This window comes from Puia sp. P3, assembly GCF_050632245.1.
Classification (GTDB): domain Bacteria; phylum Bacteroidota; class Bacteroidia; order Chitinophagales; family Chitinophagaceae; genus Puia.
The window spans coordinates 7,153,122-7,173,613 of record NZ_CP192583.1 but is presented as its reverse complement, the minus strand read 5'-3'; the positions used below and the strand labels follow the sequence as shown (position 1 = coordinate 7,173,613).

The following is a 20,492-nucleotide window of genomic DNA, read 5'->3' as shown; positions in this document are numbered from 1 at the left end:
TTAAAAGATTTTAGTTTGTGTTTGAAGCCGTAAAATTAGAAAAAGCAACGGAACGGCCCTGCTTTCCACGTTATTGCGGCTTACCGCCGTGACATAGTAGTACCAGACCTTCCCTTTCCCTTCCGAAGACGCGCTTCGGATAGTAAACCCCGCCACCGAATCGTATGGGATGAATTCGAAGGCGGGCAGGGAATCCGTACTGGCATTGGCAGAGTCGGTGCGGTAGATGGCGTAGCCTCTCAGTCTGTCCTGGGGATCGCCCCTTGTCAGCCAGGCGGTGCCCGATAGGTCTTTCTGGTTGTATTCCGTCCGGAACGAGGGCTCATGGGGCCGGGTCGAGTCGATCCAGGGCATGGGCTCGATGAGCGCGGGATAATTATAATAAGTATTCTTCAGGCTGTCGCACCAGCCATTGGGGTTGCTGACAAAGGAGGTGCTGCTGAAATAGATCGCTCCCTGTATATTGGCTCCGTAGCTGCGCTGGGCCTGTATCTGGTGCGGCAGCTCATTGGGATTCCTCCAGGCGTTGTTGGTACCGGCTTTGAAGATGCCCAGGCCGATATAGCAATGGCGGCCATAGGTATGGCGGCTCCACCATTCCACGAGGACGCCGTAGGGCGCGTGTGCAAAGCTGAACTCCCAGTACAACTGCGGGGCGACATAGTCGATCCAGCCGTTGCGAAGCCAGAGGAGGATGTCGGCGTAGAGGTTGTCGTAGTTCGTTTGTCCGGCGTACGTATCGCTGCCTTCGGGATCCTTGTTTTTATTGCGCCAGACGCCGAAGGGGCTGACGCCGAATTTGCAGTAGGGCTTTTCCTCCTTGATGGCCCGGCTGAGATGAACGATGACGGAGTCCACGCTGCTGCGGCGCCAGTCGCCGATCGTCATGCCGTTGCCGTATTTGGCGTAGCTGGCCTTGTCGGGGAAATCCCATTTGGGGTTGCCTTCCCGTATATCGTAGGGATAGAAATAGTCGTCGAAGTGGAGGGCGTCGATGTCATAACGGCGAACGATATCCCGTATTACCGTGACGACATACTGCTGTACTTCCTTGTTGCCCGGGTCGAAATAGAGGGTATTTTCGAAGCGCACGAACCAGTCCGGATGACGGCGGGTGACGTGGTCAGGGGCGATGGACGACCGGCCGATGGTTTTCACGGCGCGGTAGGGATTGCACCAGGCATGGAATTCCATGCCGCGGCGGTGGGTCTCCTCGATCATGAACTGCAGGGGGTCATACCATGGTGAGGGAGCCTTTCCCTGGACTCCGGTCAGCCATTCGCTCCACGGCTCGTAGGTCGACGGATAGAAAGCGTCGGCGGCTGGTCGTATCTGTACGACGACGGCGTTCAGGCCATTCCGTTTGTGCATATCCAGCTGGCGGATAAACTCGGCTTTCTGGCTGTCGGCGGGCAGGCCTTTTTTGGAAGGCCAGTCGATGTTCTCGACCGACGCGATCCAGGCCGCACGCAATTCATATTTGGGTTTTGACACAGATGGGATCAGCGGGATGGCGGCCTTCGGGATCAGTGGGATCGGGGCTTTAATGGTATCCTGCGCGGCGCTGTCCTGGGTCACGGTCTGGGCGATGCCCGGCGCCGGGAGGAGACCGGCCAGAAACACGAGAAGGACGGGAACGATATTGCGCAGCTTGTCCAGGAGTAAGTTGAGCGTTCTTGTCTCTTCCTCGGAGAGATTGTTCATATACTTGTCGATATCCTGTTCGAAGGGGTCTATCTTCTCGAGCAGCTTGCGGCCTTTGGTGGTGATCACCACGTCGACGAGCCGGCGGTCTTCGGCATTCGGCGTTTTCTTTACCAGGCCTTTTTTTACCAGACGGTCGACGATACGGCTGGTGTCGCTCATCTTGTCGAGCATGCGCTGTCTGATCTGCATCGTGGACAGGGCCTTGCTTTCGCCGCGCAGTATACGCAGGATATTGAACTGCTGCGGCGTTATGTCGGACTCGTTGAAAAGGGCATTCACCTTTTCAAAAGCCAGTTGGACGTATAGATGATGTTGATCCTCGCCTTTTGATATTCGCTATAGAACTTCCGCTGATTTATTTCGTTTTCAAGTGCCATGGTTCACGGACCTTTTCGTAAAGTTATGGAATTATGCTACAGTGTCTTACGTGTTTCCTGAACGAGCATAAAAATGGTATATAGGTGGTGCGACTCGTGAAGCAGGAAAAATTCCGCCCATTCCCGTATGCTGAACTCGCCGTACTTCGGGTGTACGCCGGTTCTGGCGAGGGTCGCGTCGTCCATCGATCGCAGAATGGCGATGATCTGTGACCGTTGCATATCCATTTGGGACAGCAGCTGACCGAGCGGTTTTTTCACCGTGGGCGCGAACATCGGGTCCTGATCCGCGACGTAGCGGTCGAACCTGGGAGAAGGCTGTTCCTGCATCATTCCGAGGCGATAGATGAATACGGGCTGATAGGCGACCAGGTGCGCGATATTTTCGAAGGCGCTCCATTTATTGGGAATGGGGGTGCGGCGAAGGGCTTCCTCCGGCAGGTCGCCGATGAGATCGTGAATGGTCTGGTGTTGAAATTCCAGCCTGCTGAGTGCGGACGGAGATAGTGGCATATGTGTTGTGTTGATCAGTGATCAGTCTTTCCAAACGGCGGCGCCTTCGCTGCAATTGGCGCAGATGTCGATATTCTTCCGGCTATGAAGCACCTGCCGGCGGAATGTCACGTATTCTTCGTTGCGCCATATTTCTTTGAAGGACTTTCCTTTCAGGTCTCCCAGGGGATGCTGTGCGTCCTTGTCGAAGCAGCAGGGTACGACCAGCCCGTCCCAGGTGATGACGGTGGCGTGCCAGAGTCGCCAGCAATGATTTTCGAGGGTATTTTTGGATACGTATTCGCCGTTGCCGCCTTTTTTATACCGGCTATATCTTGTATTCGCAGGGATCAGGCCGTTGGGATCTTTTTCATAGTCATAGACCTGTGCTGTTTTGAAGCGGACCTCGTCGACGCCAATTTCCTTTGCCAGCCGCCGGATGTCTTCCAGCTGGTGCTCGTTGGGCTTTACGACCAGAAACTGAAAGAAAACAAACGGGGTCTTGCTCTTCAGCTCTTTCTTCCACCTGACGATATTACGCGCGCCCTCGAGCACTTTTTCCAGCCTGCCCCCTACCCTATATTGTTCGTAGACGTCCTGGGTGGTGCCGTCGATCGAGATGATGAGCCGGTCGAGGCCGCTCTCCACCGTCCGCCGCGCATTGCGATCGTTGAGATAGTGGGCATTCGTCGAGGTGGCTGTGTAGATCCCTTTGGAAGATGCATAGGCGACCATGTCGAGGAACGAAGGGTTCAGATAGGGCTCGCCCTGAAAATAAAAGATCAGGTAGAGCAGGTGTTCGGAAAGCTGGTCGATCGTCTGTTGGAAAAACTATTCTGCAGCATGCCCGTCGGCCGGGTAAATGCCCTGAGCCCGCTGGGACATTCGGGACATCGCAGATTGCAGGAAGTAGTTGGTTCGAAAGAGATCGAGATCGGATAACCCCACTGCACGGCTTTTTTGGTCCACTTGCTCCAATAATAGCTGGACAAAACTTTCATCCCGTTGAGCAGACGTTTTCGTGTGAGCTTGGACAATAAATTAATCGTATCGTTCCAGTTAAAATCGGGCATCGAAGCTATAAAATATAAAAATAGTAAATTATGTTTGCAAGTGATGGCTAATCGTTCGAGGAAATATACGGCCTGGAAGATCGTACTTATAACAATAACAGCTGCGGTACTGGTGATGTTCGGTTTTGTCGCCTATGACTGGTGGCAGGAAAGGACGGCTCATTTTGTACGATATCAGGAATTCGGAATAGATATACCCACCAATTACACCATTCATGGCATCGATGTTTCAAAATATCAGGATATTATTGACTGGGGTTCGGTAAAGGACATGAAGGTCGGGGACGTGCAGATGAGTTTCGCCTTCATCAAGGCGACGGAGGGCCTGTCGAACGAGGACGCGTATTTCCAGCGCAACTGGAAGAAAGCGAGGAATGCGGGTCTGGCCCGGGGCGCCTATCATTTTTTCTCTCCACCAAGAGCGGTAAGGCGCAGGCCGAGAACTTCATCAATTCCGTCGACCTGATGCCGGGAGATATGCCTCCGGTGCTGGATATCGAGCAGACCTATGGCGTGCCGGCGCAGAAGCTGCGGGACCGCGCGAAGGAGTGGCTGCAGACGATCGAAGACCACTATCACGTGACGCCGATCATTTATACGAGCGTCGATTTCTATAAGTCATACCTTAAAGACGATTTTGACGGCTATCCGTTGTGGATAGCGCACTACCTGCAGAAGGAGCGGCCCGGCATCTACCGCGAGTGGGCGTTCTGGCAGCACAGCGAGGCGGGGCGGGTCAACGGTATCCTGACGCGGGTGGATTTTGATGTGTTCAACGGGGATTCCGCGGAGTTTCACAAGTTGCTGGTGAATTAATGGTTCACGCCGGGACCAGAGAGTGGTTCACGTGTGGGGTTGCTGGCCGGGCGACGGTTTACGAGGCGGACCGCTGGCCGGGGCGGGGTCAACTGGTGTGATCCACTATTATCAACCACCGTCCACTGATCTTTCGGAACAGCAGCGTGTACGTCCTCCCACATCGCCGGCCTTTCTTTTCAGCGCCCATTTTCCGATGACGAAACAGTAGTCCGGCGCGAGCCGGGTGATCTTTATTTCGGAGAAGGTCAGCTGTCCCATTTTGTCCGGGCTGTCATAGTTGGATTTGTAGCGGGCAAGCGCGGCGGCATAGCCGTAGCTGGGACCGGATTTGCCGATAAAAACGAGGGAGTCGTTGTTCCAGTAGCCTTTCATGAAGTCGTCGATATCGCCTCGGTTCCAGGCTGCCGTCTGGTCGGTCATCAGCCGGCGGATTGCGGACTCGGGGGTTTGCGCGGAGACGGGGGCGGGTTGCGCGGACTCGGGGGCGGGTTGCGCGGACTCGGGGGTTTGCGCGGAGACGCGGACGGGCCGGAAAGAGCCGATGATCCCCGTGGCCGCAAGAAGAAAAATCAAAAGGAAGGTTCGCATGCGGTGTTTTTCATAAATTTCCTATTCCTCATCCATTTCCCGCAGCAATTCCTGTAGTTTTTTAATATGACGGCCATAGAGTTTGTTGATGTACCAGACATTGAAGTAGTACATGGCGACCGTTAACGGTATCAGCATCAGCAGCCAGATCGTCGAATTCTTCCACCAGGGCGCCGGGGACAGGCTATGGTAGACCCTTGTATTGTCCGGATAGAACAGCTGAAAATGGAAGATGAGATAGGTCAGAATGGCCATGGCGGGGATGACGATGGTCGAAGCCAGCAGATAGAAACGGGTGTATTTCTTCAGGGTCGCGACCTGACGGGCGAGGTTTGAGCGGACCTGGCAGGAAAGGCACTGCATCGTGTTCAGGAGCCGGGACTTGCGGTAGTAGTAGGCGCAGAACAGCCCCCTACGATCAGCAGGGCGAGCGAGATAGCCCGCAGCCTGCCCTGAAACTCCACCAGGTAGAAGAGGATCAGGGGTACATAGGCTACGATGATGCAGAGCAGCTCGATACGGAGGTTGCGCCGCATCCGGGCCACGGGCCCGCGGGACCGTTGCTGCAGCAGGGGCAGCAGGCTTTCGCGACCGGGATAGCGGTCGTCGTCGACGCCGTGGCTACGGCCGCCGGTGCGATCGCCGGTGCCGGGGCCTCAGGGGCGCTGCCGCGCCAGATCTCTAAGACTATCCAATTCCATAAGCGGCCTCCTTTGTCATTTTACGAAGTTTGTCCTTGATCCTGTTCATCTTTACTCTGAGATTGTTTTGGGGAATACCCAGAATCTCTTCCATTTCCTGATAGGATTTGTCTTCCAGATAGAGCATGGTCAGCGCCTTTTCCACTTCTGTCAGCCTGTTGATAGCGGTGTAGAGCAGCTGAAGCTGTTGTTCCTTCTCCCCGGAGTACTGGATGTCCTGCAGCTGGGTGGGGAGCTCGTCCGGATCGGTAAGTGTCGTCGGGGGGCGCTGCTTGCGCAGGTCGGAGATGGCGGTATTCAGCGCGATCCGGTACAGCCAGGTACTGAATTTGGCGTCTCCGCGAAATCCGGGATATGACCGCCACAACTGAATGACGATCTCCTGGAAGAGGTCCTGCCGGTCGATATCGGTAAAGCAGTAGAGTCTGCATACCTTATGCAGGATCCCCCTGTGCTGGTCGACGAGGCGGATAAATTCGTCCTGTTGCCCGTTGATTACCACGAATCGTTTGTAAAAAGGTTTATGCAGTAATATCACTATTTGTCGGCAATTGAAGGAAAATATTACATTCGCGCCTATGAATAAGATCTATCATCTCGCTACCTGCACTACCTGTCAGCGGATCCTGGAAGAGACGGGTGCGGGTAAAAAGGGGATTGCCCTGCAGGATATAAAGACCGAACAGATCAGTCCGGAGCAGCTGGACCAGCTGAAAGAAAAGGCGGGTTCGTACGAGGCGTTGTTTAGCCGCCGGGCTATAAAGTATAAGGAAATGGGGCTGAAAGACCAGCAGCTGGATGAGACGGACTACCGCCGGCTGATCCTGGAAGAATATACTTTCCTCAAGCGTCCGGTCGCCGTTGTCGGGGACAAACTATTTGTAGGGAATGATAAAAAGACTGTTGCGGCCCTCGGGGACGCGCTGAATAAGAAAAAGTAGCCGTCATTGCCCCTCAGTTCTGCGACAGCATTTTGGTCCCGAAAAACCCTGCTGCCGGACCAGCTTTTACCCTCACCAGACCCCGGATCCCTGCATAGTCACGTGCGGAGCTAAAGATATAAGCCTCAGGCAGTTCGACAATCCTTTCGCGGACTGGGTTCTCGTGTATATGGGCGATCCGGGACAAAAGCGTATCGCAGTCGCCCTCGATGCGCAGGGGGCTGCTGCAGTTCTGCCACAGGTGGAACTTCTCCAGCCTTCGGAGGGACTTGGGATATTCCTCGAAATGCCGCAGCATCCAGTCGCGGCGAAAGTCCATTTCCAGATCGATCGTCTTCAGGACCGCCGGCGTTGTAAATTTCTTGAAGTCCCGCTCGAAATAGGATGGAGTTACGCCGTCTTTTGTCCGGATAATGAGATGGAGATGGCTGGACATCAGACACCAGCTATAGATGGTCAGACCACTGGGTGTCGACGAAGTAGTTAAGGGCCTCTGCTATCACCTGTTTATAAGCCGGCCTGACGAATACATCAATCTTATCTACCGTATTCAGCGTCAAAAGGTGACACGCGTCGAGGGGAACTTTCGGCTTATCCTTTGAGAACATAACCTTCGGTTTGGTGATAAAATAGCGTTTCCACCGGAGGATGTCCGGCTTACGTGACAGGTTATGGGAAAGGGATGTCTTTAAAGGTACAAAAAAATGTATCTTTTGTTTACATAGCTCATGTTATTTTTTCTACATCTGTAACATCCGTTGGATGTCCATTCACCGAAGTAAGTTTTACTCTTTGCCGGGGATAGGCGCTGCAATAGATATAGTGCCGGGGGTCGTCGACCCATTTGGCCCTTTGGAGTTTGTCGATCGGTGACGGAAGAGGCTTCTCTTTCCTGGCCAGCTTTTCGAGGTCGACGGGCTGATTGCCGAACTGCCAGAAATGGTGTTCGGAATCGTGCTGGTACCGGTTGGCAAAAAAATGGAACAGGCGCATGAGCCACTCTTTACGGCTTTCTTCGGGGTGTTCGGATATGGCGCGGAGGAGTTGTTTAGCCGAGATGCTTTTCAGATCCCGTAAAACTTTGGGCAGGTTACCTTTTCCTTGTTCGACGTCCGCGATCATATACAGTTGACTGGGCAGGATGGCGTATTCGTATACCCGTAACCGTTTGTTCTCTATGCAGTAGTTTAGATTATCTACAAGCAGATCACAATATTCGTAGCGGGTGAACACGTCGATCCCGCCAACTACGGTTAGGGTTACAAAATACAATCCATCCGGCTGTATCTTGTACATTTCGGTCATGCGTAAAAGGTAGCAAAATTTTGTTAAAGTCAATAGCTGTGGCCATTTTCAGCGCGACGGACTCCGTCATTTTTTTCATCGCTGCTGCAAATCAAGTCATTTTTTCCCAGTGTTAGAAAAGTTCTATAAAGGAGATTCATTCCCGGGCCAACGACTGCAAATTCGTCTCAGTTGTGCAAAAAATTTGCAACATTTCGTCGTTGAAACCCGGCAGGCCGCATCATGCCTTGCTGAAAAGCAACTCACTCTATCCTTCAACAATGCGCAGCTTGGCAAAGTTGAGCATGATCTTTTTCTCTCCGTTGTTCTGGAATCTGACGGTTGCGATCGGACTATGCGCAGAGCCTTCGATGCTCATAACTTCGCCGAATCCGAATTTCTGGTGCTCTACTTTTTGTCCGACCCGCAGACTCGAAGTATCACTGGCAACAAAATCGGGCGACGGATTGTGCTCGATAGTTCTCATGTATGGCTTTGGAGGAACGTAGGATGGCTTGGTCTCTTTCTTTGCCGGCGGAGGGCCGTATCTTTTCTCTGCCTGTGAGGCGGAATTGCCGCCAAAACTATTGCCGTGCATACGGTCGTAAGGCGGATCCCGAGGGTCCTGAAAAACCCTGGTTGCGTATGCCGCCGCCTGCAAAACTGCGGTCTAAATATTCTGAGGGGATCTCGTCTATAAAACGGCTGGGCTCGTTCTGTACCAGGTTGCCAAACCGGTAGCGTGTATTGGCATAGGATATCCAGAGTCGTTGCTTTGCCCTCGTGATCACCACGTAGAAAAGTCTTCTTTCTTCTTCCAGCTCTTCGCGGGTATTGATAGCCATCCCGTTGGGAAACAGCATTTCTTCCAGTCCGACCGCAAAGACGCAGGAGAACTCCAGACCTTTGGCGGCGTGGATACTCATCAGCTTGACCGTGTCGGCATTGGGATCCTTCTCGTCGGCGTCCGTCAGCAGCGTGATCTGCTGGAGGTAATTGCCCAGACCTTTTGTCTCGGGTTCGAGCACGCCGTCATCGTCGGGTCTTTCGGTGAACTCCTTGATAGAGTTGAGCAACTCCTGTGTGTTCTCATACCGGGCGAGCCCTTCGGTCGTCTTGTCGTTGAACAGCTCTTTGACGATATTGGTCTGTTTGCCGACATGGGCCGCGACGTCATAGGCGTTGTGCTTTTCGAGCATGCTGGCAAAGCTGCGGATCATCACCGCAAAATTCTCCAGCGCCTCCAGCGTCCCGGCCTTAAAGCCGAATTCCCTCGCTCTTTCCACCAGCTTCCCAGAGGGAAATATTATTTTCGTTAGCGGCGAGTACAGCCCTGTCGATCGTCGTTTTACCAATGCCGCGGGCGGGATAGTTGATGATGCGTTTGAGCGCTTCTTCGTCCTTCGGGTTGACGATGATGCGCAGATAGGCCACAAAGTCCTTTATCTCTTTTCTTGAATAAAAACTGACCCCGCCAAACATCGTATACGGGATCGCCATCCGCCTCAGGCTTTCTTCAAAGGCGCGGCTCTGTGCGTTGGTCCGGTAGAGGACGGCAAAGTCGCGGTTGTTATAATGATTGCGCAGGCGCTGCTCCTGGATCGTGTCGGCGATGAATTTTCCCTCTTCGTTGTCGGTCATGAGCCGGACGAGGCGGATCTTCTCCCCCGGTGAATTGTCCGTCCAGAGATTTTTGGGGATCTGCCCTTTATTATTACGGATGATCTCATTCGCGACATTCAGGATACTCTGAGTGCTCCGGTAGTTCTGTTCGAGCATGACCACCCTGACGTCGTCATAGTCTTTTTGAAACTGGAGGATGTTCTCGATGGTCGCGCCCCGGAAACTATAGATGCTCTGGGCGTCGTCCCCTACCACGCATACATTTTCGTGCGCAGCCCCAAGCAGCTTGATGATCTCGTACTGCGCAGGGTTCGTATCCTGGTACTCATCGATCATGATATATTTGAACTTATGCTGAAACTTGTGCAGGCTCTCGGGATGGTTCTTGAGCAGCTCGTACATATTGACCAGCAGGTCGTCGAAGTCCATCGCCCCATTCTTTCTGCAGCGGGCAACGTAGGCGGCGAAGATCTGTGCGATAGCCGGCCTGTTCGCGCGCATATCTTCCTGCTGGACGGCATAGTCGTTGGCATATTCGACAGGCCCCACGAGGCTGTTCTTGGCCTGGGAGATCCTGTTGTATACCGCATTGGGCTTATAGTGTTTGTCGTCGAGGTTCAGCTCGTTGATGACGGTCTTCAGAACGCTCTTGGCGTCGTCGGTGTCATAGATGGTGAAGTTCCTGTCGTAACCCAGATGGTGGGCTTCGCCGCGCAGGACCCGTGCAAAGACGCTGTGAAAGGTACCGATGAACAGGTTTCTGGCCTGGGAGTCGCCGAGGATCTTTTCCACCCGTTCTTTCATCTCCTTAGCCGCCTTATTGGTAAACGTGAGGGCGAGAATATTGAATGCGTTCACCCCTGGGCCAGGAGGTGGGCAATACGGGTAGTAAGCACTTTGGTTTTGCCGCTGCCCGCGCCTGCCACGATCATGATAGGGCCGTCTATGTGTAATACCGCTTCTTTCTGCCGGTCGTTCAATCCGCTGAGATAGTCTTGCATGCCGCGAAGTTAATTAAATCCGCGCGAACTCAGGTGCCCGCGTTTTTGGCGCGGCCAGCCTGATTGTCATGTAGTTAAAGAAGTCATTCCCGAATGAAAGAAGTTAATTAATTTACCGTCTTATGTTACCCGAGGCTCTTCCTTATCATCTGAAAGTCCGCGATCATTTTAAACAGCAGGGCTCCACCTGGGAGTTTTTGCCGCTGCGCGTACTCGCGAAGAGCAGCTGGCCGCTTTCAGGACCGAGCTGCTGAAGAACACCTATCAGTTTCGCCCGGAGACGGACAAGGCCCTCTACGAAAAGGTCGGCTTTGCGCGCGAAAAACTGGGGCTGGGTGACCTGGTCGTGACCATCAGTCAGGCGCAGCTATATGACAGCCCCGAGATGAATGCGAGCATCGTCTATCTGGACCAGGAGGCGCATATCGTATTTAGCGGTCCGATCATCGGGCGGCTCAACGACGCCGAGCTGCTGGCCGTGATCGCGCACGAGCTGAGTCATGTGCGGTTGTTCCGCGCTTTTGACGGAGAGCTGGAGGTTGCGGACCGGATCATCACCGCCATTGCCAATAACTACCAGAGCGAGCCGCCCTGGTTCGAGACGGCGAGACTTTTCAAACTATATACAGAAATTTATTGCGACCGCGGCGCCTATACTGTGGTGGGGGACACCGGCCCGGTGATAACCTCCCTGCTGAAGATCGCGACGGGTCTCGGGGAGGTGAGTGCCGAGAGTTATGCCGAGCAGGCGGAGGCCGTCTTTGCCGCGGAGCCGGGGACGCGGTCCGTTACCCCCAGCCATCCTACGAATTTTATACGGACGAGGGCGCTTCGGCTATGGGCGGACCGGCCTGATGAGGCGGGCGGCCTCGTTGCTCAGATGATCGGGGGCAGCCCCGAACTGGACCGGCTGGACCTTTTTGCGCAGAAGGACCTGAATGATCTGACCAGGGCGTTCCTGGTTGAGTATCTGCGTCCCGAATGGTTTCGGAGCGCCCTGGTCGAAGGGCTGGCGGAACAGTATTTTCCTAAGATCTCGTTTACCGCGCAGGATCAGGACCCCTCCGCGCCCGCGGCGCTCGCAGAACGCCTTGCCGGAGCGCACCCCAGCATCCAGGACTATTTCGCCTATGTACTGCTGGACTTCGTGCTGACCGACCCCTCCCTCGGGGAGATGCCGGCGGGCCGCGCCTTTGAGTTCGCCGGGGAGACGCAGCTAACGGCGGCCTTTGACTCCGCGTATAAAAAGAGCTGCAGCTCAGCGATAAGAAATGGCTGCAGTACAAACAAAAAGTTCAGGAAACCTATGCGAATACCATTATCCGACTTTCTCACGACGGCCTTTGACAAGGGCGACTATTCCACCGACGACAGCATCGCCTTCGTCATACCCCTCTTTCAGGGAAGTCCTCAGCTTCCACGAAGCGGGGCTGGTAGGACCATTCGAAAGAGAGGACGCCCTGTTTACCACCGAAGGGGCGCTGGATATCGACGAGACCCTGGCCCACGCGCCGGCGCAGGCACTTTACCGGGTGGAGGCCCTCTATCCCGAACTGCGCACCAAAAGTTTTGACGTGACCGACAAGATCCGGCTGCAGGCTGACACGGGCAACGACACGATGCATTCGGAGACGCTGAAGATCCACACGGACTTACGTGAGCCGCTGAAATATCCCGCCTATCTGCCGGGCTATCGCAGCCACGAGATCATGCTCGGTCATCACGATCCGCAGACCGATATCTTTTTGTCTGGGGCTTGTCCTTGGCAGCGTGGCAATGGGACTGGACCTCTACGACGGACATGACCTTACTGTCTTTGTACAGCAGCGCACAAACCCTTCGCTGTTTAACCGACGGATACACCCGACTCTGGGGCGGCTGATCACCGAGATGACCGAGCTGGACAGGGGCCGCCGGTCGCAGGACCTGTATGATATCATCCGGCGTCTCGAACACTACCGCGATTTTGACCCGGAAAAACAGACCGACCTCAGCCAGATCGCTGGCTGGGTGCATAAGGAACTGAAACAGCGCGAAGCTTTTATCCTCAACCGGCTGCGCAACCGCCTGTTCGATACCAGCCGTCGCAACAGGCTTTTGTACTACAAGCCGAATATGCGGTTTGTCAATCTGACGGTCAGCAGCGTGCCGATCGTTCTTCACTACCAGAGTATCCGTCCCGAGCTGCTGTTTACCTGGCATGGCGAACTGGCGGAAAAGATCACGGGGATGAAGGAGATCGTTCTGAACAAATACCTCCGTTTTGAAGATCATGGCTATCTGCCCGCCTCTCTCGACCGGGTGCGGGTAGAATCGCAGCGGGACGTGCAGGAATACGGTTTCAGCCAGCTGCGGCTGGTGATCGCCTTCCTCAACTGGCACAACCTGAAAGAAGAGCCGCGGGAGAGGATACAGAGCCCGCTGCTCCTGTTGCCGGTCGATCTGAAAAAGAATAAGAAACTAAAAGAGGACCACTATGTATTAAAGGTCCTCGACAACGCCGCCGAGGTCAATCCGGTCCTGGCAGGACAGCTGAAAGAACTCTACGGCATTCGCCTGCCGGATTTTATCGACCTCGACGAGATGAGTCCCGAACAGTTCTACAACCACGTCCGGGCGCAGATCGAAGAGGCCGGCCAGGGCATCGCCCTGCACTATATCGACAGGCCGCGGATCCGGCTGATCCATAGCGAGGCGCGGCAGACCGTCAACAACTACCGCAAAAGGCTGCGGCGCCGGGGATTCAGGGAAACGGGCTACCAGTCCATTCCCTATAGCTATGACCCGGAGCACTACAAGCCGCTGGGGCTGGAGATCTTCCGTCAGCGGATCGAGCCGCGGGGCAGTTTTCTGGAATCGATGGTGAATTCCGAAGTCCGGACGAATATTCGTTTTCTGGTGGATGACGGGCCCTCCCGCGAGCGTCAGTTATATGCGCTGGCAGAAAGCGAGAGCAATCCCTATAGCTGGGACTTCGACGTCTGCCATATGGTTCTCGGCAACTTCAACTACAAGAAGATGAGTCTGGTCAGGGACTACAATACGGTCATCGATCAGGAGCTGCAGCACCACGTCTTCGACGCACTGTTCAGCGAACAGCCGCGCAATTTCGCGGAACATTCCTTCGACCTGAACAAGCCCGACGAGTGGTACCACGTGATCACCGCCGACCCCACTCAGGCGAGGGCCATCCTGCAGAGCAGGGCGGGCTACAGCTATATCATACAGGGGCCTCCGGGTACGGGCAAGAGTCAGACCATCACCAATCTTATTGCGGATTTTGTCGCGCGGGGCAAGAGCATACTTTTTGTCTGTGAGAAAAGGGCTGCACTGGACGTGGTTTTTCACAGGCTCAAACAGGTAGGCCTCGAGGAACTCTGCTGTTATATCCACGACAGTCAGGGAGACAAGCGGGAGTTCATCCGCAACCTGAAGGCCACGTACGAAGCGTTCACCCAGGACAGGCTCGATCTGGCACAGCTGAAATCGCGGCGCCAGCAGCTGCTGGATAAAATGAATATTTCGATCGCCCTAATCCGTGAGTTTCACGCGGTCAGCCTTTCGGAAGGGGCGGGTGCGGGCATGGACGTGCGGCAGCTCATAGAGCGGGTCATCCTTCTCCGGGAGCATTTGCTGACTATGGCGCCCAAAGACGAAGAGCTGCTCCCGACTTACCGGGACTGGCGGGATTCCGCGGTAGTCCTGAAAGAACTGGACGAAATGCTGGAAGAGTCGGGTGCAGACCCTGTCTATTCTGCGCACCCGTTCAGCCGAATACAGGAACAGATCATTTTGTCGGATAGCCCTCACCGGCAGCTGGATGCGGCGCTGGCATTGGCGTTGACGCTGGTGGACGAGGTAGAGGCCCTGCTGAATGGCTGTCGGGTCGACCCGCAGCACGTGCAGGATCCCGAGCGGCTGAAGAGTCTGGTACAGTTGGCCGTGCTTCTATATCCATTTGCGCAGACGGGGCATATGGCCGTCGCCGACCCCGACCGCGAGGAAGCGAAACGGCTGGGTCGCAGGTTCAGGAAGTACAAACAGCTGCAGGACGCGCACCAGCAGGCGGCGACTAAGAACAATGGATGGACAAACAAGCTGCCGGCGCGCGATCTCGACGCCGCGATCAGGCTGGCAACCGAAAAAGAAGGAAAGTTCTTCAGCATGTTCAGCGGCGCCTGGCAACGGCTGAAGCAACAGATCGGGACCAGCTACGATCTCTCGCAGCACGCCGTGAAACCTACCTGTCTCAGCCTGCTCCTACAGCTGAAGGCCGAATATGACGCGCAGGCGGAGGTCGAAGAGGAGAAGCGCAAGCTGGAAGAAGACTATCGCATGGACAACCCCGATACGGCCAGGCTCAGCATCGACCTGCTGCATGGACGGCGGGCACAGCCGGAACTGGAATACCTGCTGCGGCATCCGGACGGGCCGGCGCTGGTCGCCGCGCTGCAGGCCCTGCACCAGCCGCTGAGCAGGCTCGGGACGCAACTGCGGCGCTGTCTGCAGGAGCCGCCAACTGGAAGCCTGTCGGAGATACGGGACGAGCTGCAGAATATCCAGGCGAATGCCGAAGGGCTGCGGGACTGGTTGCCGGTGCTCAGAGCTTTCTGCGCGCTTCCGCCGCCGGTGAAGAGGGCGGTTCGCTTATTGCCGATGCGCACCATACAGATAGACGTGGCCATCGCGAGAAAAAGTCTGGACGAGGTATATCAGTCGAACCGCGTTTACAGGGGCATCGACAAGCAGTCGCTGGACAAGGCCGTACAGCAGCTGGGCGAAGCGTATGGTTCCCTGCTCGGGCTGAACGCGGAGGTGATCCGGGCCTATGTACGCCAGAAATTCCTGCACCAGCTGGAGGTCTCGGGCAGACCGGCGGGCCAGCTGACGGAAGACCAGAAAAAATTCAAGAAAGCGTATACTGAAGGACGTAAGATACTGGAGAACGAGTTCGGGAAGAGTATGCGCTATAAAAGCATCCGCGAGCTTTCGGAGAAAGACAGTGGCCTCGTGCTGAAGGATATCAAACCCGTGTGGCTGATGAGCCCTTACAGCGTCAGCGACAGCCTCCCGCTGGATACCGGGCATTTCGACGTCGTCATCTTCGACGAGGCCAGCCAGATCACCCTGGAAGAGGGTGTGCCGGCCCTGTACCGCAGTGGGCAGACGATCATTGTGGGAGACGAGAAACAGATGCCTCCAACGGATTTTTTCAGTGCGGCCGCCAACGGAAATGACCCGGACGATATGGACAAGGCCGAAGACCGGGAGGAGAACGAATGGCTCAGCGACGACGCGGACAGCCTGCTGGCACAGGGCGCGCGCAAGCTGGACTCCACCCTGCTGAGCTGGCACTACAGGAGTCACTATGAGACGCTGATCAGCTACAGCAATCACGCCTTCTACGAGGGCGACCTGCTGACCATCCCGGATAAGACCATTCACCACCACGAAAAACAGCCGCTCAGGATCACCGCACCCGAAGAGGCCTTGTCCACGGTGGAGTGTTTGTTCGACCGAAGCATCAGCTATCATCTGCTGCCGGACAGCGTGTATGAAAAGAGGAGCAATGCCGGGGAGTCGGACTATATTGCGCATATCGTTCGTGAGCTTTTGAAGCGGGGGGTCCGTGAAAGTATCGGCATCGTCGCTTTCAGCCAGGAGCAGCAGCATACCATCGGGACGGCACTGGACCTGCTGGCGGAGAAGGACGCCGTGTTCGCGCAGCAGCTGGAAGAGGCTTATAACAGGACCGAGAACGACCAGTTCACGGGACTTATCATCAAAAATCTGGAGAACATACAGGGGGACGAGCGGGACATTATTATCATGAGCGTCTGCTACGGCCCCGACAGCCGGCGGCGGATGCTGATGAATTTCGGTCCCGTCAATAAAAAAGGTGGGGAAAAACGGCTGAACGTACTTTTCAGCCGCGCGAGAAAACATATGGCGGTCGTAAGCAGCATCCGCTATGACCAGATCACGAATGAATACAATGAAGGCGCTAACTATCTGCGCCGCTTCCTGCAGTATGCCGAGCTGGTCAGTCTCGGGCAGATGGCGACGGCGCGGGCGATACTGGATGGGCTGGTGCCGCGCAAGGCGGAGGCCAGGGGCGCCTTAGGGCCGACCGTCGTACGGGAGCAGCTGAAGCAGCAGCTGGTGGCGCTGGGCTATGAGGTGGCGGAACAGGTGGGGCAGTCCGATTTCAAGTGTTCGCTGGCCGTAAGGAGGAACGGGGATGACGAAGCCTATTCGCTGGCGATACTGATCGACGACGACTCGCACTACCGGAACGGCAATCTGGTGGAGCAGTATTATCAGCGGCCGGCGATACTGAAGGCGTTTGGATGGAGGGTGTTGCCGGTATATGCCAAGGACTGGCTGCACCAGCCGCAAAAAGTGCTCGAGCTGGTCGTGAAGGTGTTGAACGATCCGGCATCGCCGGCTACAGCAGTGGTGCCCGGCGGACCGGGTGCGGCTGGCAGTGGTTTAGCGGCCGGTGATCAGGGGTCACATCGACATACGATCTTTTGGTATTTCGTCGGCTTGTCGCCGATGAGGAACGGTTCTGGGAGTCGGCTATCGATGGCAACAGACTGGTTGTCCGCTGGGGGAAGACAGGCAAGCGGGGACAAATACAGCTGAAAACTTTTCCTGATGAGGAGGCTGCGCGAAGGGAGCAGGACCGGCAGGAGAAGGAGCAGAAAACAAAGGGATTCCGCGAGGCTTAGGAGCCGCGCTGCGAGCCGCCGGTAAGACGGGTATTCTTTACTGCGCCCTTGGTGGCCTTACCTTTTCCCGAGGGGAATCCGGGGATATTGCTCTTGGGGGCCGCGGGCAGTTTGCCGTCCTTTTTCTTTTTATTATTGGGTATGAGTGCCATATGAATTATTTTTAATAAGATAACAGAAAAATACCCCCTCGGGGGACTTCGGTAACCGAAAATACTATTTTCTTGGCAAAAGAGCTCTATTTCGACATTTCCAGTGAGAACAGCGGCGGGAGTCTCTACCGGGTTACGGGTGAGGGGGGGTGCACTACTATTACAATCACAGTACCTACGATGACGCGAAAGATGAGGTGAAGATCTTCGAGACGCGGTACGCGGACTTCGCGGAATTTTGGAACATGCTGACCTCGGATCGTAAATGGTATTATCTGCATCCGATGTTCGTACACCCGGAGCAGCGGGATTTTGTGCGGCAGCAACTGGCGGCGGTGGATTGGTCGGTGCATCCGGACAGGAAGTGGCAGGAGAGTCATCAGCGTCAGTGGAAGAAGGTACTGACGGATCCGGATACTTATTACCGGCCGAAGATCTGAGGGTCGGGCAGCGCGGTTGCCGTTGGCCGCGTCTAAGCCTCGTAAAACTCTTCCCCGTATACGTCGATGAGCGGCTGGCCCATGCGCTGCAGGTATTCGTTGCACCGCTGCAGTAGTCCGGGTGAAGCGTTGGAAGAATAGTAGTCTCCCCGGTACCAATAGCTGAACAAAGGCTGCAGAGGGATCCGGTCTTCTTCCTGACCCTGGAGGATCATCCAGTGCAGACGCGAGATCTCGTTGTCCGGAAGGTGATTGAATACCCCGCTGTTTAGCAGTTCCCTTGTCAAATCCACGAGTGTGTTTGCCATAAACGCTCTTTTGGTGGTTGAATTATTTCTAAAAGTTCCGGCTATTATATTAACGGACCGTGAAGCCTATGTTAAGCTACTGTTGCCAGGGAGAACTGTGTATTTCCTGTGGATCAGGCCTTCAGCGTCTTTGACGCGACGGCCGGTTTCCTCATCCAGTGTGAAAGCTCCGTATTGTCTTCCGCGAGCAGGGTCAGTACCCCGTTGCGGAGGCGATAATGGGCGGTGCTCCTCAGGCTTTTCATAAATGCCGGTTCATTATAACCGGGACAGGCCATTTTTGTTGTAATTATTTTATCGGAGAAGGTGAGGCTGCTGTCCGTTTTGCTAAAATAGAACGACCCGCGCATCGAATTGCATCCGGTGTTGCCGGAAAAACGGGATTTGGCCATGTCAAACTCCATTACCGGCGTCTTGCCTGCCGCGGTGTCCGAGGGCAGGACGGGCTGGAGCCACCAGGAACCACCGAGGGTGCTGGTGTCCGGGGAAGCGGCTTTGCCGTCGCGGTGACGGATGTGTCGGCCTGGTGCTTTTCCGGCTTCGGCAGAGGGCTCTGGCAGGCGGCCAAAGCCAGAATGAAGATAACTGGAAGAAGTTTCATGGCGGTGTTTTTGATATGATTTTCAAAAATGGTGCCACCGAAAGTTTTAATTTACACCCATGCTACAGGACAACCTTCTGCTGATCATATCCCTTTTGTTCGTGGTTTCCATGCTGGCAATGCTAAGCAATAAGCTGCGTATCTCCTATCCTATCTTCCTTGTACTTGCGGGACTGGCCATAAGTCTGGTGCCGGGGATCCCGATGATCAGGCTCGAGCCGGATATCGTCTTTGTCATCTTTCTTCCGCCGTTGCTGTATTCTGCCGCCTGGTACACGTCCTGGCATGACTTCTGGAAAATGCGGCGGCCCATCGGCATGCTGGCGTTCGGGCTGGTCATCTTTACCTCCTGTACGGTGGCGCTGGTCTCCAATCTGCTGATCCCGGACTTTTCTCTGGCCTGCGGTTTCCTGCTGGGAGGGATCATTTCTCCCCTGACGCGGTAGCCGCCACCACGGTCCTTCAAAATCTGAAGATGCCAAAGCCCATCGTGACCGTCCTCGAAGGAGAAAGCCTTGTCAACGACGCGTCTTCGCTGATCGTCTTCCGGTTTGCCCTGGCGACTATTTTTACGGGGAAGTTTCTCCTGTGGAAGGCGGGCGTCGACTTCATGAGCGTGGTCTTTTTTGGCATACTGATCGGGCTGATCATCGGCAATATCGTCTATGCCATGCACCGGTGGCTGCCGACGACACCAAGTATCGATACCGTCATCACCCTGCTGTCTCCCTATCTGATGTATATAACAGCCGAACATTTTCACGCATCCGGCGTGCTTGCGGTGGTCAGCGGCGGGCTTTTTGTAAGCTATCGCTCGCACGAGATCTTCAGCTACAGCAGCCGGCTGCAGGGCCAGAGCGTCTGGAATGTACTTGTATTCCTGCTCAATGGCGTCGTGTTCATCCTGATCGGACTTCAGCTGCCCGGCATCGTTAAAGACCTGGGCGAATACTCGCTGGGGGCCGCGATACTCTACGGAGTCGTCATCAGTCTGGTGACGATACTGATCCGCATCGCCTGGGTCTTCCCCGGCGCCTACCTGCCGCGGATATGCAGCAAACGGATCCGGCTGAAGGAGGTCAATCCGGGCTGGAAAACCATTCTGGTGGTCGGGTGGAGCGGTATGCGCGGCGTCGTCTCCCTTGCTTCTGCGCTGGCCATCCCCCTGCTGCTCGGCGACGGGTCGCCGTTTCCCCACCGCAACCTCATTCTCTTCATCACCTTTATCGTCATTCTTTTCACCCTGGTGCTCCAGGGGCTAACCCTTCCCTATATCATCCGCAGGCTGGATATTACCGTCAAGGAGAACGAGGAGGAACAGCGGCTATCCATCAGGCTGAGACTTGCTACCGCGGCGCTGGAACACATCACCACCGCCTACAGCGCGGAGTCCGAGTCGATCGACGCATTCAACCGGCTAAAGGCCCGGTACGAGCGGATGGTAGAGATCACCGGCAAGCGCCTCGAGAGCGAAGAAGGAGACGAAGTGGCCCCCGCCTTTTTACCCCGTTACCGGCAGCTGTTGCTCGAGCTGGTGGACATCCAGCGCAAAGAACTCTCCCATATGCGCCGCGTCAACGAATTCGGGGAAGAGCTCCTGCGGAGTAAGGGAGTTCGAGCTGGACCTTGAGGAGGCCAGGTTCAGGAGGTA

The 20,492-nt window shown here is 55.3% G+C and carries 27 protein-coding genes and 1 pseudogene; 10 read left to right on the top strand and 18 right to left on the bottom strand.

Annotated elements, in window-relative coordinates:
- The 4 genes from ACQ86N_RS45370 to ACQ86N_RS45355 all read right to left on the bottom strand — a co-directional run bounded on the left by ACQ86N_RS45370 (position 1) and on the right by ACQ86N_RS45355 (position 3,577).
- On the bottom strand, positions 1–1,986 hold the full coding sequence (locus tag ACQ86N_RS45370) for a family 10 glycosylhydrolase (RefSeq protein ID WP_431212817.1): 1,986 nt from the start codon (positions 1,984–1,986) through the stop codon (positions 1–3).
- 134 nt (positions 1,987–2,120) lie between these two features.
- Entirely contained in the window at positions 2,121–2,597 is a 477-nt protein-coding gene (locus ACQ86N_RS45365) for a DinB family protein (protein ID WP_431212816.1), read from the bottom strand.
- Positions 2,598–2,618: 21 nt separating this feature from the next.
- Positions 2,619–3,332, bottom strand: a complete 714-nt coding sequence (locus ACQ86N_RS45360; protein WP_431217865.1) for a radical SAM/SPASM domain-containing protein — start codon at positions 3,330–3,332, stop codon at positions 2,619–2,621.
- A 26-nt stretch (positions 3,333–3,358) separates the two neighbouring features.
- Positions 3,359–3,577, bottom strand: coding sequence for a hypothetical protein (locus ACQ86N_RS45355; protein WP_431212815.1), 219 nt, complete (start codon positions 3,575–3,577; stop codon positions 3,359–3,361).
- A gap of 115 nt (positions 3,578–3,692) precedes the next feature.
- Between ACQ86N_RS45355 and ACQ86N_RS45350 the strand changes: the two are divergent.
- Positions 3,693–4,465 (top strand): annotated as a pseudogene (locus tag ACQ86N_RS45350) (glycoside hydrolase family 25 protein).
- A gap of 111 nt (positions 4,466–4,576) precedes the next feature.
- Here the strand turns inward: ACQ86N_RS45350 and ACQ86N_RS45345 are convergent.
- From ACQ86N_RS45345 to ACQ86N_RS45330, 4 genes are all read right to left on the bottom strand, one after another.
- A complete protein-coding gene (locus ACQ86N_RS45345; protein ID WP_431212814.1) occupies positions 4,577–5,056 on the bottom strand; it encodes a YybH family protein in 480 nt (159 codons plus the stop codon).
- Positions 5,057–5,077: 21 nt separating this feature from the next.
- Positions 5,078–5,419, bottom strand: coding sequence for a hypothetical protein (locus ACQ86N_RS45340; RefSeq protein ID WP_431212813.1), 342 nt, complete (start codon positions 5,417–5,419; stop codon positions 5,078–5,080).
- 5 nt (positions 5,420–5,424) lie between these two features.
- The gene (locus ACQ86N_RS45335; protein WP_431212812.1) at positions 5,425–5,592 is read right to left on the bottom strand and encodes a hypothetical protein; all 168 of its coding nucleotides are present in this window, start codon (positions 5,590–5,592) and stop codon (positions 5,425–5,427) included.
- A gap of 151 nt (positions 5,593–5,743) precedes the next feature.
- Positions 5,744–6,259, bottom strand: a complete 516-nt coding sequence (locus ACQ86N_RS45330; protein ID WP_431212811.1) for an RNA polymerase sigma factor — start codon at positions 6,257–6,259, stop codon at positions 5,744–5,746.
- Positions 6,260–6,335: 76 nt separating this feature from the next.
- On the opposite strand from ACQ86N_RS45330, the gene ACQ86N_RS45325 reads away from it, so the two are divergent.
- Positions 6,336–6,698 (top strand): arsenate reductase family protein, encoded by a 363-nt coding sequence (locus ACQ86N_RS45325; RefSeq protein ID WP_431212810.1) that lies wholly within the window; start codon positions 6,336–6,338, stop codon positions 6,696–6,698.
- A 13-nt stretch (positions 6,699–6,711) separates the two neighbouring features.
- Here ACQ86N_RS45325 and ACQ86N_RS45320 read toward each other — a convergent pair whose 3' ends face one another.
- The 7 genes from ACQ86N_RS45320 to ACQ86N_RS45290 all read right to left on the bottom strand — a co-directional run bounded on the left by ACQ86N_RS45320 (position 6,712) and on the right by ACQ86N_RS45290 (position 10,606).
- Positions 6,712–7,134 carry a hypothetical protein gene (locus tag ACQ86N_RS45320; protein WP_431212809.1) on the bottom strand — a complete coding sequence of 141 codons (423 nt, stop codon included), beginning with the start codon at positions 7,132–7,134 and terminating at the stop codon, positions 6,712–6,714.
- Positions 7,135–7,144: 10 nt separating this feature from the next.
- On the bottom strand, positions 7,145–7,306 hold the full coding sequence (locus ACQ86N_RS45315) for a hypothetical protein (protein WP_431212808.1): 162 nt from the start codon (positions 7,304–7,306) through the stop codon (positions 7,145–7,147).
- A 118-nt stretch (positions 7,307–7,424) separates the two neighbouring features.
- On the bottom strand, positions 7,425–8,003 hold the full coding sequence (locus ACQ86N_RS45310) for a hypothetical protein (RefSeq protein WP_431212807.1): 579 nt from the start codon (positions 8,001–8,003) through the stop codon (positions 7,425–7,427).
- A 247-nt stretch (positions 8,004–8,250) separates the two neighbouring features.
- Positions 8,251–8,469: a hypothetical protein gene (locus ACQ86N_RS45305; protein WP_431212806.1), complete on the bottom strand. Its 219-nt coding sequence runs from the start codon at positions 8,467–8,469 to the stop codon at positions 8,251–8,253.
- Between the two features lie 97 nt (positions 8,470–8,566).
- The gene (locus ACQ86N_RS45300; protein ID WP_431212805.1) at positions 8,567–9,268 is read right to left on the bottom strand and encodes a 3'-5' exonuclease; all 702 of its coding nucleotides are present in this window, start codon (positions 9,266–9,268) and stop codon (positions 8,567–8,569) included.
- A complete protein-coding gene (locus ACQ86N_RS45295; protein ID WP_431212804.1) occupies positions 9,240–10,463 on the bottom strand; it encodes an ATP-dependent helicase in 1,224 nt (407 codons plus the stop codon). Before ACQ86N_RS45295 ends, ACQ86N_RS45300 begins: the two co-directional genes overlap by 29 nt.
- Complete coding sequence (locus ACQ86N_RS45290) at positions 10,460–10,606, bottom strand: UvrD-helicase domain-containing protein (protein WP_431212803.1); 147 nt, start codon at positions 10,604–10,606, stop codon at positions 10,460–10,462. The genes ACQ86N_RS45295 and ACQ86N_RS45290 overlap by 4 nt, the downstream gene beginning before the upstream one ends.
- Before the next feature lie 122 nt (positions 10,607–10,728).
- Here ACQ86N_RS45290 and ACQ86N_RS45285 point away from each other — a divergent pair, with 122 nt between their 5' ends.
- The 5 genes from ACQ86N_RS45285 to ACQ86N_RS45265 all read left to right on the top strand — a co-directional run bounded on the left by ACQ86N_RS45285 (position 10,729) and on the right by ACQ86N_RS45265 (position 17,340).
- Entirely contained in the window at positions 10,729–10,860 is a 132-nt protein-coding gene (locus ACQ86N_RS45285; RefSeq protein WP_431212802.1) for a hypothetical protein, read from the top strand.
- Positions 10,861–10,952: 92 nt separating this feature from the next.
- A complete protein-coding gene (locus tag ACQ86N_RS45280; protein ID WP_431212801.1) occupies positions 10,953–12,179 on the top strand; it encodes a M48 family metalloprotease in 1,227 nt (408 codons plus the stop codon).
- A 1-nt stretch (position 12,180) separates the two neighbouring features.
- On the top strand, positions 12,181–12,411 hold the full coding sequence (locus ACQ86N_RS45275; RefSeq protein ID WP_431212800.1) for a hypothetical protein: 231 nt from the start codon (positions 12,181–12,183) through the stop codon (positions 12,409–12,411).
- Positions 12,383–17,254, top strand: coding sequence for an AAA domain-containing protein (locus tag ACQ86N_RS45270; protein WP_431217864.1), 4,872 nt, complete (start codon positions 12,383–12,385; stop codon positions 17,252–17,254). The genes ACQ86N_RS45275 and ACQ86N_RS45270 overlap by 29 nt, the downstream gene beginning before the upstream one ends.
- Positions 17,191–17,340, top strand: a complete 150-nt coding sequence (locus ACQ86N_RS45265; RefSeq protein ID WP_431217863.1) for a WGR domain-containing protein — start codon at positions 17,191–17,193, stop codon at positions 17,338–17,340. The genes ACQ86N_RS45270 and ACQ86N_RS45265 overlap by 64 nt, the downstream gene beginning before the upstream one ends.
- Here ACQ86N_RS45265 and ACQ86N_RS45260 read toward each other — a convergent pair.
- Positions 17,337–17,492: a hypothetical protein gene (locus ACQ86N_RS45260; RefSeq protein ID WP_431212799.1), complete on the bottom strand. Its 156-nt coding sequence runs from the start codon at positions 17,490–17,492 to the stop codon at positions 17,337–17,339. The two genes, ACQ86N_RS45265 and ACQ86N_RS45260, sit on opposite strands and share 4 nt — an antisense overlap.
- A 149-nt stretch (positions 17,493–17,641) precedes the next feature.
- Between ACQ86N_RS45260 and ACQ86N_RS45255 the strand changes: the two genes are divergently transcribed.
- Positions 17,642–17,932, top strand: a complete 291-nt coding sequence (locus tag ACQ86N_RS45255) for a hypothetical protein (RefSeq protein ID WP_431212798.1) — start codon at positions 17,642–17,644, stop codon at positions 17,930–17,932.
- A 32-nt stretch (positions 17,933–17,964) separates the two neighbouring features.
- Here ACQ86N_RS45255 and ACQ86N_RS45250 read toward each other — a convergent pair whose 3' ends face one another.
- A complete protein-coding gene (locus ACQ86N_RS45250) occupies positions 17,965–18,240 on the bottom strand; it encodes a hypothetical protein (protein WP_431212797.1) in 276 nt (91 codons plus the stop codon).
- A 113-nt stretch (positions 18,241–18,353) separates the two neighbouring features.
- Entirely contained in the window at positions 18,354–18,755 is a 402-nt protein-coding gene (locus ACQ86N_RS45245; RefSeq protein ID WP_431217862.1) for an META domain-containing protein, read from the bottom strand.
- 145 nt (positions 18,756–18,900) lie between these two features.
- On the opposite strand from ACQ86N_RS45245, the gene ACQ86N_RS45240 reads away from it, so the two are divergent.
- Positions 18,901–19,287 carry a cation:proton antiporter gene (locus tag ACQ86N_RS45240; RefSeq protein ID WP_431212796.1) on the top strand — a complete coding sequence of 129 codons (387 nt, stop codon included), beginning with the start codon at positions 18,901–18,903 and terminating at the stop codon, positions 19,285–19,287.
- 29 nt (positions 19,288–19,316) lie between these two features.
- The gene (locus tag ACQ86N_RS45235) at positions 19,317–20,471 is read left to right on the top strand and encodes a cation:proton antiporter (RefSeq protein WP_431212795.1); all 1,155 of its coding nucleotides are present in this window, start codon (positions 19,317–19,319) and stop codon (positions 20,469–20,471) included.
- Positions 20,472–20,492 lie beyond the last annotated feature (21 nt).